At 39.2% G+C, this 16082-nt stretch carries 8 protein-coding genes; 4 read left to right on the top strand and 4 right to left on the bottom strand.

Features of this window, described 5'->3' with window-relative positions:
- Positions 1–53 precede the first annotated feature (53 nt).
- The 4 genes from OZP13_RS03155 to OZP13_RS03140 form a co-directional block, all read right to left on the bottom strand.
- Positions 54–848, bottom strand: a complete 795-nt coding sequence (locus OZP13_RS03155; protein WP_281298631.1) for a transposase — start codon at positions 846–848, stop codon at positions 54–56.
- Positions 823–1527, bottom strand: coding sequence for a transposase (locus OZP13_RS03150; protein ID WP_281298630.1), 705 nt, complete (start codon positions 1525–1527; stop codon positions 823–825). Before OZP13_RS03150 ends, OZP13_RS03155 begins: the two co-directional genes overlap by 26 nt.
- A 178-nt stretch (positions 1528–1705) precedes the next feature.
- Positions 1706–3589: a RagB/SusD family nutrient uptake outer membrane protein gene (locus tag OZP13_RS03145; RefSeq protein WP_281298629.1), complete on the bottom strand. Its 1884-nt coding sequence runs from the start codon at positions 3587–3589 to the stop codon at positions 1706–1708.
- Between the two features lie 30 nt (positions 3590–3619).
- Positions 3620–6766, bottom strand: a complete 3147-nt coding sequence (locus OZP13_RS03140; protein ID WP_281298628.1) for a SusC/RagA family TonB-linked outer membrane protein — start codon at positions 6764–6766, stop codon at positions 3620–3622.
- A gap of 484 nt (positions 6767–7250) precedes the next feature.
- Here OZP13_RS03140 and OZP13_RS03135 point away from each other — a divergent pair, with 484 nt between their 5' ends.
- From OZP13_RS03135 to OZP13_RS03120, 4 genes are all read left to right on the top strand, one after another.
- Entirely contained in the window at positions 7251–9980 is a 2730-nt protein-coding gene (locus OZP13_RS03135) for a glycosyl hydrolase (RefSeq protein ID WP_281298627.1), read from the top strand.
- Between the two features lie 22 nt (positions 9981–10002).
- The gene (locus tag OZP13_RS03130) at positions 10003–11127 is read left to right on the top strand and encodes a glycoside hydrolase family 88/105 protein (RefSeq protein ID WP_281298626.1); all 1125 of its coding nucleotides are present in this window, start codon (positions 10003–10005) and stop codon (positions 11125–11127) included.
- 160 nt (positions 11128–11287) lie between these two features.
- Positions 11288–14260: a glycoside hydrolase family 2 protein gene (locus tag OZP13_RS03125; RefSeq protein ID WP_281298625.1), complete on the top strand. Its 2973-nt coding sequence runs from the start codon at positions 11288–11290 to the stop codon at positions 14258–14260.
- Positions 14250–16043, top strand: a complete 1794-nt coding sequence (locus OZP13_RS03120) for an alpha/beta hydrolase fold domain-containing protein (RefSeq protein WP_281298624.1) — start codon at positions 14250–14252, stop codon at positions 16041–16043. Before OZP13_RS03125 ends, OZP13_RS03120 begins: the two co-directional genes overlap by 11 nt.
- Positions 16044–16082: the final 39 nt, after the last annotated feature.

The raw sequence follows: 16082 nt of genomic DNA, 5'->3' as shown, positions 1-16082 counted from the left end.
TACGTTTATTTATAATTTTCATAAAAGACATAGTTCATAGGTGTGATTTTCGTTTAAATCACACCTATTTTATTTGTTTCTGTTTTTGGGATAAAGTATGCTGATAAACTCTCGATTATCCAAACTATAAACCAATGGGCTGCAACCCCAGCCAATTTGACTAGGTTTAGCACCAAGAAGATGCTGGCAATCCAAGATTTACTAGTGTTTTGTAGTCGAGCTTTGATGCGGCCTAACCCATACCCTGTCTTTGCTTGACCGAACTTTCCTTCAATCGGATTTCTTTCTCCTGGGCTTAAGACGATGTGCGCTGCCAGTGAAGGTCGTCCTAAGGGCTTTCCAACGAGTCGTATTCCTTTCTCTTTTAGTTTTTTTCTATTTTCCCTTGTGCTGTATATTTTATCTACCAAAAGTTCTTTTGGATAACACCCAAATCTTGTTTTGAACTTCTCCACATACTCCATCAAATTACTTCCTTCGTTGAAGGCATCCCAATTTAGCTCATCTAAAAAGGTTATCCCATCAATCATTGAGCAATGTATTTTGGCTCCAAATTCTACCTTGGCTTGGCTTTTTCCTCTTACAATGGGTCTTACGTGAGGTTGATGAATACTTACAATTCTATCACAGACCGATTTGGTTTGGGTTTCAAACATAAGCAATTGTTGACGGTAGAGTTCCTGTAGGACATACCAATATTTCAACTCCTTTTTTTGGAGCGGAATACCCGTGTAGGCATCTAATAAAGTATTGATATGCCTGATGTTTCGTTTTAAATAGTGAAGCTGTTGACCAACGCCTTTTCTAATAATTATTCCTGTTTTACTTTTCCTTTGGGCGGTTTTCAAATAGACTTTTCGAGCTTCTTCTCGATAAGTTCTTGGCTTTTTTATGCAATTCTTTGTTATACAAAAGGTCAATCAAATATTCTGATTTTTCTCTTGAATCGTTGAGTAAGTTCAAATCCGTTGGATAAGCAATGTCCTGCGGACAAGCTGTAGCATCCATTATTACAGTTCCTCTATTGTTGTTTTGATTGTTGGAATCCGATTCAAAGTCGCCTCTTTTAGGCTTGCTATTCTCTTTTAATTGAGTCTTTAAGCCAATGATTTTTTCGTTTATTGAATTGATAACATCCAAACCCAAGTTCTTACGGAATTCTACAAACAACGAAGCATCAAAAGGAGGAATATCCGAAAAACTAGAATAACCCAAAAAATATTGCATATAGATATTCTCTGTAATTTGATCCACAGTTTCACGGTCGTCAATATCGCACAAATGCTTGATTATTATAGCCCCTAAAACTATTCTAGGATTCAAACCTGGACGACCAGTCTGTTTTTTGGGGACGGCTTTGAGATAGATATTGCAAATCTCATCCCAAGGAATTAGATTTGCTAAAACTACCCAGCGGTTTTCAGGATTCAATCGCTTATCAAAAGGAGACTCGAACCCCTCTAAAGCTAATTGATTTCGACCAACAAAAGTTGGTGGTGGTGCACACTTTTTTCGGGTATTTGCCATTTTTCCTTGCACTTGGCTTTTCAAATATAACTCTTTTGCCTTGAATACAAAGGAAATAGGGTTTTTCAGCAGACACTATTTATAAAAGAAAAAAAAGACACTATTCAATAGTGCCTTAAAAAAAAGTGCCATAATCAAAAGACTATGGCACTTGATTTATTTTTGATATTAAATCGGTTTAATTATAACCTGGATTCTGCATACTTGTTTTTTCATCTGCAGTAAGCGGTACACCATTCTTTGTGGATGAATCTAAAAAGGATTGTGGAATGGGACGTAAACTATGAAAATCTTTAATATTTGGAGCGGCTTCTGCATTAAATAATTTTGCTCTTTCAACCAAAGTTTTCGTTCTAGCTAAATCAACCCATCGATAAAACTCCCCCATCAATTCTCTAGCTCTTTCGTTAAGAACAAAATGAACAAACATTTGAGGTTTAGAAGTAACAGTAGGTGGATACATTTCTTTAGCCGCTTCAGCAGTACCTGCTGTAAATGAAGCCTCAGTAGCAATCATGTTAGCAGCTGTACTTCCATTTACAGTTGTAGGAACATTTTCTGCAACATAATAAGCCCAACCTCTATCTTGTCCTGCTTTGTAAGCGGCTCTAGTTCTTAAAGTATTCATATAAGTCAATGCTTTAGCATAATTCCCCATTCTACCATACGCTTCGGCAGCAATAAGATAAGTTTCACCTAGTCGTGCCAATATTCCGTCACGAGTACCTTTTGCTTCTGCAAGACTCGCTCTAAATGGATCGTTATATTTAGATAAAGATGGATAGGTACTAATGTTGTGATCTGTTGTTTGATTTCCCGCAGCATCTACACCGTATCTTGTAAGCATAAGTGGAGCAAAAGTGTTTTTGTAAGTAGGCGTGAAACGAGTATCCGTCTTACTGTTCACAATCATGGCAACAGCCGTTTCTCCAATTTTAAACTTAGGTTGCCCAACCAAACTTGGAGATGGAGCGTTTGCAGCCGTCCATTTTGGAATATTGGTACTATTTAGCGCACAATTATAGGTAGTTTGAAAACTTTTGTAAAATCTAGAATCTGATTTTCTATCAAAAATATCCAACGCATAATCGGTTGGTTTCAAACGTTGAAACTCTCTACCATTCTCCAAGTTTCTTGTCATACCTGGAAAATTTCTGTACACTGACAAAAAGTACATATGAGTCTGATTTCCGTATCTTCCTTGTAATGCAATCGTATTATCAAATTGAGCAGAAAGCAAAACTTCTGACAATCTTTCGTTTGGAGCATTAACAGCTGAGTAATTAAAGATATCTTTATAATCTGGAGCCAAAGTTCTAGTTGCGATAACCATATCTGCAAATTTAGCTGCATTTGCTAAATCAGTCCCTTGGGTGATATTAGCATACAACTCACTGGCTCTTGTAAGGTACATTTTTGCCAAAAAATGTTGTGCTGCTGCCTTAGTAATACGCCCAACTTGAGCTGGGGTAGTTGGCAACAAGCTCTCTGCTTTCAAGAAGTCTTCTTCTACTTGCTTAAACACTTCAGCGGTTGTGGCTCTAGGAAATTCAGACACATCACTTCTAATAGGATCTAATGTAATAGGAACTCCTCCAAACTGCGTTACTAATCTAAAATAATTAAAGGCACGCAAAAAATAAACCTCTCCCAATCTTGTATCTTTCAAAGCTTTGTTAGAATCCGGCAATACCGTTGGAATTTTGGAAATACCAATATTGGCCAAATTAATTTGAGCGTACATATTATCCCAAAAAGGCTTTAAATTAGCTGTTTCTGCTGGTCCCAATATCGAACTATAAGTATTCCATTGAACAAAATCTACACCACCTCCGTTTGTGAAGGTATCTGTTCCATAATCTGTCAAGGCATAAGACCATTCATAATTAAAATGGAATCGTAATCCTTCATAGGCTCCATTGACTAATTCTTCAATACCTGCCGGCTCGTCATAACGCTGTTGCGTCAGGGTAGATACCATTTCTTCATCAAGAAAACTGTTGCTGCAGGAAAATAGAAACCCTGTGCAAACGGACAAGAATATTATTAATGATTTTTTCATTTGAGTATATTTTAAATATTATATTTTTTATTAAAAAGCAACATTAAGTCCAAGCACAAAACTTCGTGTTGTCACTGAAGACGCACCACCTGAGGCATAACTAGAATCAGCATCCAAGAAACTTGTTTTTGAATATAAGTATGGGTTTACAATCTGTGCATACAATTTTAGTTTGCTCATACCAACTTTTTCAATAACATCTTGTGGCAAATTATACCCCAATGAAACATATCTAAGTTTAACAAATGATCCATCTTGATAATTCATGGCACTATAATGAATTGGTTGTCCACCGTTATTATAATTTGCTGCCGGATATTCGTTAGAAGGATTAGTTGGTGTCCAGTAATTCACTTTTCTGTGTACGAATTGCCCTTGCATATCTACAGCACCACCATCAACGGTTTGACCCCATCTGGAATAAATAAAGGCCGAAAGTTCAAAATTTTTGTAATTAAAAGTATTGATAAAACCTGCTGTCCAATCAGGATCTGTGTGACCTATGATTTGCCTGTCGTTATTGGCATCAATTCGTCCATCTTTATTTACGTCTTCAACTCGAATATCTCCAGCTTTATAAGTAGACCCATTACCATTGAATACTGCCATTTCTACAGCATCCGCAGTTTGCCAAATACCTATTTTTTTATAATCATATCTTACAGATATTGGTTGTCCGATAAACCAATTGTTGGCTACATCATCCGTAGGTCCACTTGCCAACGAAACAATTTCTGTTGTGTTTTTAGTAAACGTAATATCTGAAGTCCATCTAAAATCTTTTGCTTCAATATTCACGGTTGACAATTGAACTTCAACCCCTTTATTTCTTGTTTCTCCCGCATTTATCGTAATATTACCATAACCCGTTACAGAGTTAGGTTTTTTGTCCAATAAAATATCATAAGTATCCGCAATGTAGTAATCAACAGATCCTGTTATACGATTATTGAAAAAACCAAAATCCACACCAAAATTTAATTGTCTAGTTTTTTCCCAACCCAATTCAGGATTAGGTATTGAACCTGTGTTTGTCCCCTTAGGATCACCTGTGACATATCCTTTTCCAGGAACGGCACCATAAATATAAGGCACTGAAACCAATCCACCAGCCGTACCATAAGCATCTACGGTTTGATTACCAACAGTTCCCAGACCAGCACGTAATTTTAATTGACCTAACCAATCAACATCTTTAAGGAAATTTTCTTCGTTAATTTTCCAACCTAATGAAGCCGACGGAAAGAAATCCCATTTATTTCCTTCACTCAAAACTGATGCACCATCTGCTCTTCCCGTTACAGTTAATAAATATTTATTTGCATAAGAATAGTTAAATCTTGCCATATAGGATGCAAGAGTTTTCTTCACATAACTAGACCCCCAACCATCTAAAGCACCTCTATTGGTTGAACCTAAATTATGCCACAACTGACTATCATAAGGCAAATCAGTGGCAACCATTGACGAACCTTCCGTTTTGTTCAAGGAAGAACTTTGCAACAAAGTAACTCCTAAAGTATGTTTTTCTTTAAATGTTTTATCATAATAAAGTAAATTTTCAAAAGTCCATGAAAAATTTTCAGTATCGGACAAACTCGCATAATTTGTTGAAGTCGCAGTACCTCCTCTTATACTTGAAGTAGCATACTGAAACTGACCATTTTCGAAATTTCTTATGTCTGGCCCAAAAATAGTCTTGAATCGCAATCCCTCTGCTAATCTAATATCGGCAAAAAAGCTACCAAACATTCTAGCCGTAGTTCTTTCATTTATCACCAAATCTTTATCTCTAATTGGATTAACAACATTAATACTTCCACCAGGGTTAAAAATATAATTCCCTTCACTATCATAAGGCTCTGCAAAGGGATACTGTCCCCTTGCAGCTCCATATAATTGTGCAGAACCTCTTGATCCAGATCCAGCATAACCATAATTTTGAATGCTATAATTTGTATTTAAGGTAGCTCCAAAAGTCAACCATTTTGTTGCCTTAAGTTCTAACCCCAACAAAGCAGTATATCGTTTAAAGTCTTGACCAGCAATTGAACCTGTCTGATCTAAAACTCCTAACGAAGCATATGTTTTTATGTCGTCAGTACCCATACTAATACTAAGGGTACTGTTGCGAATGATTCCGGTCTGCAATACAGGGGAAGTCCAGTCGGTTGTTGGAATTTTGCTACCATCATAAACAGGAACACCATTCGCCATGACAGGAATGCGATTTTCTCTGTCAATCCAAGTATAACCATCTGCAATATTTTCCCAAGCCGTTTTATCTGCTCCAAAATATTGAAAATCTTTTGCAGGACTTGCATAATTCATGGTAACACCACTTGCATCTTTGTACAAACCTGCATAACGCAAGGCGTCTCTTCTATATTCAGCATATTCTCCAGCGTTATAATAATCTGCCAACTCCACTAAGTCCTCCATAGTGGTAGTGGAATCGAAACTTATTAAAGCCTTTCCTGCTTTACCTTTTTTAGTAGTTACCAATACAACACCATTAGACCCCCTGGAACCATAAATAGCGGTTGCCGAAGCATCTTTTAATATTTCAATAGAGGCAACATCGTTTGAATTAAACATTTCAATACCTCCTGATTGCAAGGGAACACCATCAACAACATACAAAGGGCCGTTACCTCCACTGATAGATCTATTTCCCCTGATTCGAATTGATCCAATTTCACCAGGCCTTGCACTTGAAACAATATCTACTCCCGCAACCTTACCTTGAGCTCCTTGCAATAAGTTTTGCACAGGAGTGGCATTAATTTCCTTTGCAGAAAGACTTGAAATCGCTCCAGTAACATCCGATTTCTTTTGTGTTCCATATCCAACAACCACAACTTCATTAAGTTGGGACACATCATCAAGAAGCACTACATTCTCGACACTGGATTGACCAACGGTTTTTTCTACCGTCTTGGAACCCGTGGCGCTAAAAACCAATACTTGTCCAGGAGATACAGTAATAGCGTATTTCCCATCAAAATCAGTACTGATTCCTGTTTTGGAACCTTTGACAATCACGTTTACTCCAGGTATAGGTAATCCTGAAACGTCCGTGATGGTTCCTTTAACAACTTTGTTCTGTGCATAACCGGATACATGTAGTAATGTAAAAACGGCCATTAGCAGCAAAAGGCTAAACTTGTTTTTCATAAAAAGTTAATTTAGGTTAATTATTTAGTTAATCAAATTTATTTCAAAAAAAAACTTGTAGCATCCTGTAGCATCCTGTTAGCTTTCAAGATATTACGCCCTCAGAATTATTCATCCACAACAAAACCCCATAACCGTTTGATATACAATATCAAACCGCTGGAAAAAAACACAAGCACAAACCTGAAATTTGAAACATTATATTTATCAAATTAATTCAATTGAAAAAAAATGAAATCCTGAAAAAATACTCCTCTTTATTATTCATTTAATTCTTTTATAAAAACAAAAAAAACAGGACGCAACAGGATGCTATTTATATGAACTACCAATAATTTTACTCAATTATAAACTACCCAAGAGTAGTTGAGCATAAATTTTAAACTTTAATTAAGAGGACTGTTTCAAAATTTGAATTACTAAAATTATAAAAAAGCACCTATCTAAAAACCTCAACAATAATTACAAGAATAATCCATCATCAATGAGACTAAAAAAACAATACCTCCATATTTTTATTACCTTTTTATTGGCTTCAAGCGCTTTTGCCCAGGAAACAACAATTTCTCCTTGGCCAAAAACTACCAACACCAACCAGCCTTGGGCGCGATGGTGGTGGATGGGTAGTGCGGTGGACAAACCCGGATTGAAGAAAAGCTTGGTAGATTTTCACGATGCCGGAATTGGCGGAGTCGAAATCACTCCTATATATGGAGTAAAAGGCGAAGAAAACAATTTCATTGATTACCTCTCTCCAAAATGGATGGAAATGCTGGATTACACCATTCATGTTGCCGATAGCTTGCACATGCAAGTCGACATGGTTCTGGGAACGGGCTGGCCCTACGGAGGCTCCCACGTGACTTTGCCTCATGCGGCAACAAAATTGATTGTCGAAAAATACCAAATCAAGAAAAACGAAACTTTTGACAGAAAAATAGAAATTAGCGATACCAAGGAAAAAACACCTGCCCAACTTTTATACGTGGTAGCTTATGGAAGCAACGGGACTTATGCAAACCTGACCGATCTCGTAAAAGAAAATCTGCTTAAATGGAAAGCAAAAAAAACAGATTATACTTTATACGCCGTTTTTAGCGGCAAAACCGGCCAACAAGTGAAAAGAGCAGCTCCGGGAGGAAAAGGTTTTACCTTGGATCACTATTCGGAAGAAGCACTCAATGCTTACATTGTTCCTTTCAACAATGCTTTCAAGGGACGCGAAGGAAAAGTTCGAGCCATTTTCAACGACAGTTACGAAGTGTATGGCACCGATTTTACGCCCCGTTTTTTCGAAGAATTCAAAACCCTGAGAGGCTATGATTTAAAAGAACAATTGCCGCTTTTACTCAACGAAACCGACAATGAAATAGGCAACCGAATCAAAAGTGATTACAGACAAACCCTATCCGATTTGTTGTTGAATAAATTTGACAAATCTTGGACGAAATGGGCCAACGAAAAAAACTTCAAAACCAAACTGCAAGCCCACGGTTCGCCTGGAAATTTGATCGATTTATATGCATCGGCAGATATTCCGGAATGCGAAACTTTTGGCTCCATGCCTTTTGACATTCCCGGCTTTAGACGCGAAAAAGGAGACATTCGCGAAGGCGATGCCGATCCGGTAATGTTGAAATTCTCGTCATCAGCCGCCCATATTGCAGGAAAACCACTGGTTTCATCCGAAACATTTACGTGGTTGCGCGAGCATTTTAAAACCGCTTTATCGCAATGCAAACCCGAAGCGGAAGATTTGATGCTGAACGGAGTCAACCATATTTTCCTTCACGGTTCAACCTATTCGCCAGAGCGTGCCAAATGGCCGGGTTGGAAATTTTATGCCTCGGTCAATTTTAATGCCAACAACAGCATTTGGGAAGACGCTCCATCCCTGTTTTCTTATATTGCCAACTGCCAATCGATGCTGCAACAAGGAAAAGCAGACAATGAAATATTGCTTTACTGGCCTATTTTCGACACCTGGGACAAATACCAAAAAGGGTCTTTGTTTTTTCAATTCAAAATACATTCCTTATCCGAATGGTTGTATGAAACTTCTTTCTACGACACGACTAAAAGCTTGATGAAAAAAGGATACGGAGTAGATTTTATCTCCGACAATTTCATCGCCCAAGCCAAAGTGGTGGACGGAAATATCAGTTTGCCGGGCGGAACTTTCAAATCGTTGGTTGTTCCGTCTTGCAAAAAAATGCCTTTGACCACTTTGCAAAAACTAATCGAATTGCAAAAAGCGGGTGCCAAAATCATCTTTGAAGGATTGCCGGAATCGGTTCCCGGATTTCACGATTACAAAAAACAAGAGCAAGAACTTCTAACTATTTTGGCTGCCAACAAAGTTTCCGTAACTCCAGTTTCGGATGTTTTCAAAACTTTGGAAGATGCCCAAATATATCCTGAAACGCTTGTAAACACTGGTTTAAAATACACTCGAAGAACCATCGATGGTGAAAAAATATACTATTTGGTCAATCATTCGTCCAAAACAATTGAAGGCTTCATTCCGTTGCAAATCGGCAATAAAGAAGTCGTGATTTTCGACCCATTGAACAGGGATTATGGAAATGCCATGGTACAAAAAACAGCCAACACCACCTTGGTGAAACTCAAAATCGAACCGGGACAATCCTATTTCTTGAAAACGGAAAACACCGCTTCGCAAAAAAAATGGAACTATTATGAAGCCACTGCCGAAGCCATTCCCTTGAACGGAAAATGGCAAATTAATTTCGACAAAGGCGGGCCACAATTGCCACCGGCGGCAACGGTTTCCAATCTGGAATCTTGGACAAAATTAAGCCCTGAAGCCGAAGCTTTTTCGGGAAGTGCCACTTATGGTCTAGTATTTGATAACCCAAACAGCAAAACCGAAAACTGGAGTTTGAATTTGGGTGATGTTCGCGAAAGCGCCAAAGTGTGGCTAAACGACAAATTTATAGGAACGGCTTGGTCGGTTCCTTATCAATTGAACATCGGAAAATTAAAACCCGGAAAAAACACCCTAAAAATTCAAGTGACCAATCTATCCGCCAATCGAGTTCGTGACATGGAGTCAAAAGGCCAGGAATGGAAGATTTTTTATGAAATAAACATGGTCGACAAAGATTATAATAAATTTGACGCCACAAAATGGAGCCCGATGCCTTCCGGATTGTTGGGCCCTATTACCATCACCCCTTTAAAACAAAACTAATTCTTAAATAACGAATATTAAAATGAGAAAATTACTTTTATTTTTCGCTATATGCTTTTTATACACAAGCAGTTCAAGCGCTCAGGAACCTTTTGACAAAAAATTAGTGCTAAAACAAATGATGCTTGCCAACGATTATTTCATGCAAAAATGGCCGGAAGTGGGCAAAACCATCGTGACCAACAAGGAACGTCCCAGCAATATTTGGACGCGCGGTGTGTATTATGAAGGACTGATGGCATTGTATGAAATATACCCTAAAGAAACCTATTACAACTATGCTTATGATTGGTCTGAATTTCACAAATGGGGATTCAGGAACGGAAGTGCAAACCGCAATGCCGACGATTATTGCGCTGCACAAACCTATATCGATTTGTACAATTTGGAACCAGATTCCAAAAAATTGAAAAGCACAAGAGCTACCATGAACATGTTGTTGAATACGCCTCAACTCGACGATTGGTCTTGGATTGACGCCATCCAGATGGGGATGCCGGTTTTTGCAAAAATGGGCGTACTCGAAAAAGACAATCGCTATTTCGAAAAAATGTACCAAATGTACATGTATTCAAGAGACAAACACGGCGACCACGGACTGTACAATCCAAAAGACGGCCTGTGGTGGCGTGATGCCGATTTCGATCCACCGTACAAAGAACCAAACGGCGAAGATTGCTATTGGAGTCGCGGCAATGGCTGGGTAATTGCGGCTTTGGCCAAAGTCTTGACCATAATTCCAGAAAACGCACCCCACAGGGAACAATACGTGAAAGATTTGAAAGCAATGTCGGAAGCATTGGTCAAAGTACAACGCGCCGATGGTTTTTGGAATGTAAGTTTGCACGATCCGACAAATTTTGGTGAAAAAGAAACCTCTGGAACTGCACTTTTCGTTTACGGAATGGCTTATGGAGTTAACAGCGGAATTTTGAAAAAAGAAACCTACTTGCCCGTAATCCAAAAAGCATGGAATGCCATGATCAAAGAAAGTTTGCACGAAAACGGATTCTTGGGCTTTCTTCAATCCACGGGTAAAGAACCAAAAGACGGACAACCACTTTCGTATGACAAAATTCCTGATTTCGAAGATTATGGATTGGGCTGTTTCTTGTTGGCAGGTTCCGAAATTTACAAAATGAAATAAAACTCATATATTAATTTGGGCGTGACCCTCCGTAAAAACTACGGGTCGGGCTGTACGTTCCCGCTTTTTTTATGAATTGCCACGGGTTTAAACCCGTGGCAATTCATAAAAAAAGAGCTCCACTGCCATCCCTCACGCATAGCGCCATAAAAAAAAAATCATGAAAAAAGCACTATTGTTCTTTGCTTTACTACTCATCAATACCGCTTTATTTTCACAAGAATTCAAGAGGGAAAAATACAATTTCAACGCCGATTGGAAACTAAAAACAGGAGATTTCGCAAATGCGGAATCTCCTGTTTTCGATGATGCCGATTGGAGAAAAGTAACCCTTCCGCACGCCTACAATCAGGAAGAAGCTTTCGAAAAAGACATCGACCACCACAGCACGGGCATCGTTTGGTATCGAAAAAAATTCAAGCTCCCCAAAGGAATCAAGGACAAGAAAATTTTCCTGGAATTTGAAGGCATTCGCCAAGGCGGCGTGATTTATGTCAACGGACAAAAAGTGGGATTGCACGAAAATGGTGTGATGGCTTTTGGCTTTGACGTTTCCAACATCGTCAAACCTTTTCCACAAGAAAACACGGTGGCACTTCGAATTGACAACGACTGGAAATACCGAGAAATGTCCACAAACTCGACCTACCAGTGGAACAACATGAATTTCAATGCCAATTATGGCGGCATTCCCAAAAATGTTTATCTGCACATCACCGACAAATTATACCAAACCCTCCCACTCTATTCCAATCTAAAAACCTCGGGAGTTTACGTCTATGCTTCCAATATTGACATCAAAGCAGAAAGTGCCACCATCAATGCCGAAACAGAAGTTCGCAATGAATATGGAGTTGCCAAAACTGTGGAATACAATGTAGTTGTCGAAGATATTGACGGAAAAAAAATTGCTTCTTTCTCTGGTAAAAAAACTACAATTCAACCCAACGAAACCAAAATCATAAAAGCCAATAATTTGGTCAACAACTTGCATTTCTGGAGTTGGGGTTACGGTTATTTATATACCGTGAAAACCATTTTGAAAGTGGATGGAAAAATCATTGACGAAGTTTCGACCAAAACCGGTTTCCGAAAAACGGAGTTCAAAAACGGAGAAATTTGGCTCAACGACAGAGTGATTCAAGTAAAAGGCTATGCACAAAGAACCAGCAACGAATGGCCGGCCATCGGAATGTCGGTTCCTGCTTGGCTGAGCGATTTCAGCAATAAATTAATTGTCGAAGGCAACGGAAATTTGGTGCGTTGGATGCACGTCACCCCTTGGAAACAAGACGTAGAATCCTGCGACCGAGTCGGGCTGATGCAAGCAATGCCCGCCGGTGACGCCGAAAAAGATGCCAAAGGCGAACAATGGATTCAGCGTGTCAATCTGATGCGCGATGCCATCATTTACAACCGTAACAATCCGAGTATTATTTTTTACGAAAGCGGCAATGAATCCATCAGTGAGGAACACATGCTCGAAATGAAAACCATCCGAAACACCTTCGACCCTTTTGGCGGACGTGCCATCGGTTCACGTGAAATGCTCGACAGCAAAGAAGCGGAATATGGTGGAGAAATGCTTTATATCAACAAAAGCGCGCAAAAACCATTGTGGGCTACCGAATATTCAAGAGATGAAGGCTTGCGCAAATACTGGGACGAATTCTCCCCACCTTTTCACAAAGAAGGTGCAGGACCTTTGTATCGCGACCAGCCTGCAGAAGATTACAATCACAATCAAGACCGCCACGCCATAGAAGATGTTGTACGTTGGTACGATTATTTCAGGGAAAGACCCGGCACTGGAAAAAGAGTCAATTCAGGAGGTGTAAACATTATTTTTTCGGATTCCAATACGCATCACAGAGGTGAATCAAATTACAGAACCAGTGGCGAAGTAGATGCGATGCGCATTCCGAAAGACGGTTTTTTTGCACACCAAGTAATGTGGGACGGCTGGGTCGATATCGAAAAACACCGCACGCACATTATGGGTCATTGGAACTATGCCGATGCCGTCGTGAAAAACATTTATGTAGTTTCGACAGCTACCAAAGTGGAACTTTTTGTGAATGGCATTTCGCAAGGTTTTGGAAAACAAAGCCATCAATTTCTGTTTACTTTTGACAATATCGCCTATAAATCGGGAACAATCAAAGCCATTGGCTATGATGAAAAAGGAACTGTTCTAAGCGAAGATTCCAAAAAAACAGTTGAAGCTCCGGCTCAAATCAAACTAAAACTGAATACCCAACCCAAAGGATTCTTGGCCGATGGAGCCGATGTTGCCTTCATAGATGTTGAAGTGTTGGACAAAAACGGAGACCGTTGTCCTATCAGCAACGACCTGATTTCGTTTAGCGTTGATGGCTCGGCAACTTGGTTGGGAGGCATTGCACAAGGCCCGAATAATTATATTCTTTCCAAAAACATTCCTGTCGAAAATGGGATTAATCGAGTGATGCTTCAATCATTAACACAAGCTGGAAAAATATACATTTCGGCAACGGCCAAAGGATTGCAATCAGCGGAATTAACTTTTGAAAGCCAAGCCATCAAAGTGGATAATGGACTTTCGAAACTATTGCCGGGAACAAATTTGGCTCCCAATTTAGAAAGAGGTCCAACGCCAAAAACATCTTCTTATGCAATCAAAAGAAGTCCTGTTGCAATTATAAATGCCAGTTCGCCATCGAATAATGCAGATACTTTCAAAAGTTATGACGACAACGAATTGACCGAATGGAAAAATGACGGCAAAACCAACACGGCTTCCATCACTTATACCCTTTCGAAACCATCAATAGTAAATGAATGTGTAATAAAATTAACCGGATGGCGGTCTAAAAGCTATCCAATTCGTATTTTAGCAGACGGAAAAGAAGTGTATAAAGGATATACGGTTCAAAGTTTAGGCTACATCACCATTCCATTGGAACCCGTTCTCGCCCAAAACATCAAAATAGAATTGATTGGATCCAATACCGAAAAAGACGGTTTCAGCAAAATTGTTGAAGTAGAAGCCACCAAAGATTTAGACTTATTTAAAGACAAAACAGCAGTAGATGCCAAAGGTCAATTACGCATCGTGGAAATAGAATTTTATAAAAAACAAAATGAAAAATAGCAGTTTAAAATTAGCATTGATTTTAAGTTTGGGATTTACTTCCTTGACTTTTTCGCAAAACAAGGAAATCCCTTTATGGGACAAAATACCAGGAGCCATTGAAGCACCAGATTACAAACAGGAACCTAGATTGGATGCCCAAGGAAACATAACCGGAATCCGAAAAGTTACGGAACCTACTTTGAAAATTTTCTTGGCAGACAACAAAATCTCCAAAAATGCAGCAGTAATTATTTGCCCCGGAGGAGCCTATGCGCTTTTGTCGCACGAAAAAGAAGGTGATAAAGTCGCCGAATGGTTCAAATCTATCGGAATTTCGGCTTTTGTACTTAAATACAGATTGCCGAGTGATGTCATCATGAAAGACAAAACCGTTGGGCCGCTTCAAGATGCACAAGAAGCCATAAGAACGTTGCGAAGACGTGCTGAAGAATGGAACCTTGATCCAGCAAAAATTGGCGTTATAGGCTTTTCCGCTGGAGGACATTTAGCATCGACATTGTCAACGCATTACAACGACAAAGTGTATGAATCCAAAGACAATATTAGTGCTCGTCCAGATTTTTCGATCTTGATTTATCCAGTAATTTCAATGGAAGACGCCATTACACACAAAGGTTCCAAGGAGAATCTTTTGGGTAAAAATGTCAGCAGTGAAATGATCGGCAACTACTCGAACGAAAAACAAGTTACAGCCGAAACGCCTAAAACATTTTTGGTTCACGCCACAGATGACAAAGCCGTTCCAGTTGAAAACAGCATCAACTACTATTTGGCATTGAAACAACACCAAGTTCCGGTCGAAATGCATATTTATGAAAATGGCGGACACGGTTTTGGTTTAGGAGTTCAAGGAACGAATAAAAATTGGCCAAAAGCCTGCGAAAAATGGTTGGCTTCCAATGGTTTTATTCCAAAACCGGAAGGATATGTTTTTACATATTTCAAGGGTAATGGCGAAGATGGCCTGCATTTGGCCTACAGCGAAGACGGATATAAATGGGAAACTTTAAAAAAAGATGCCTCTTTTTTGACTCCAGAAGTTGGCAAAGACAAATTAATGCGTGATCCTTGCGTCATCAAAGGCGGAGATGGTTTGTATCACATGGTTTGGACGGATAGCTGGACAGACAACGGCATTGGTTATGCTTCTTCCAAAGACCTAATCCATTGGTCTAAACAAGAATTTTTGCCCGTGATGGCACACGAAGAAAAATCAAGAAACACTTGGGCTCCAGAAATCACTTATGACGAAAATTCAAAAACCTACATGATTTATTGGGCATCCACCATTGAAGGGAAATTTTTGGAAACACAATCTACTGAAGAAAAAGGATACAATCACCGAATTTATTACACCACAACCAAAGATTTCAAGAAATTCAAAAAAACCAAATTACTTTACGAACCCGGTTTCAATGTCATCGACGCTTCCATCGTAAAAGATGAAAAAGGATACACCATGTTCTTGAAGGATGAAACAAAAGTACCGGTCCAGAAAAATTTAAAAATAGCCACCAGCAAAAATCTCGAAGGCCCTTACACTAAAGCAAGTGAACCAATCACTGGCAAATATTGGGCAGAAGGCCCAACGGCAACCCAAATCGATGGCAAATGGGTGGTCTATTTTGACAAATATACCCAGAAAAAATATGGCGCCGTAAAACAAACTGCCAAAGGCTGGGAAGACATTTCGGAGCAAGTCAGTTTTCCCCAAGGAACACGTCATGGCACCGTGATCAAGGTTTCGGCTGATGTTATTGCTGCTTTGAAAAAAGAGTAAGCTAACTCAAGAAAGCATAAAGTAAGGTGCTCTGCTCTA

It is taken from the genome of Flavobacterium limnophilum, from assembly GCF_027111315.2.
In the GTDB taxonomy this organism is placed as follows: domain Bacteria; phylum Bacteroidota; class Bacteroidia; order Flavobacteriales; family Flavobacteriaceae; genus Flavobacterium; species Flavobacterium limnophilum.
The sequence above is the reverse complement of the archived record's forward strand: the minus strand, read 5'-3'. Positions and strand labels throughout refer to the sequence as shown.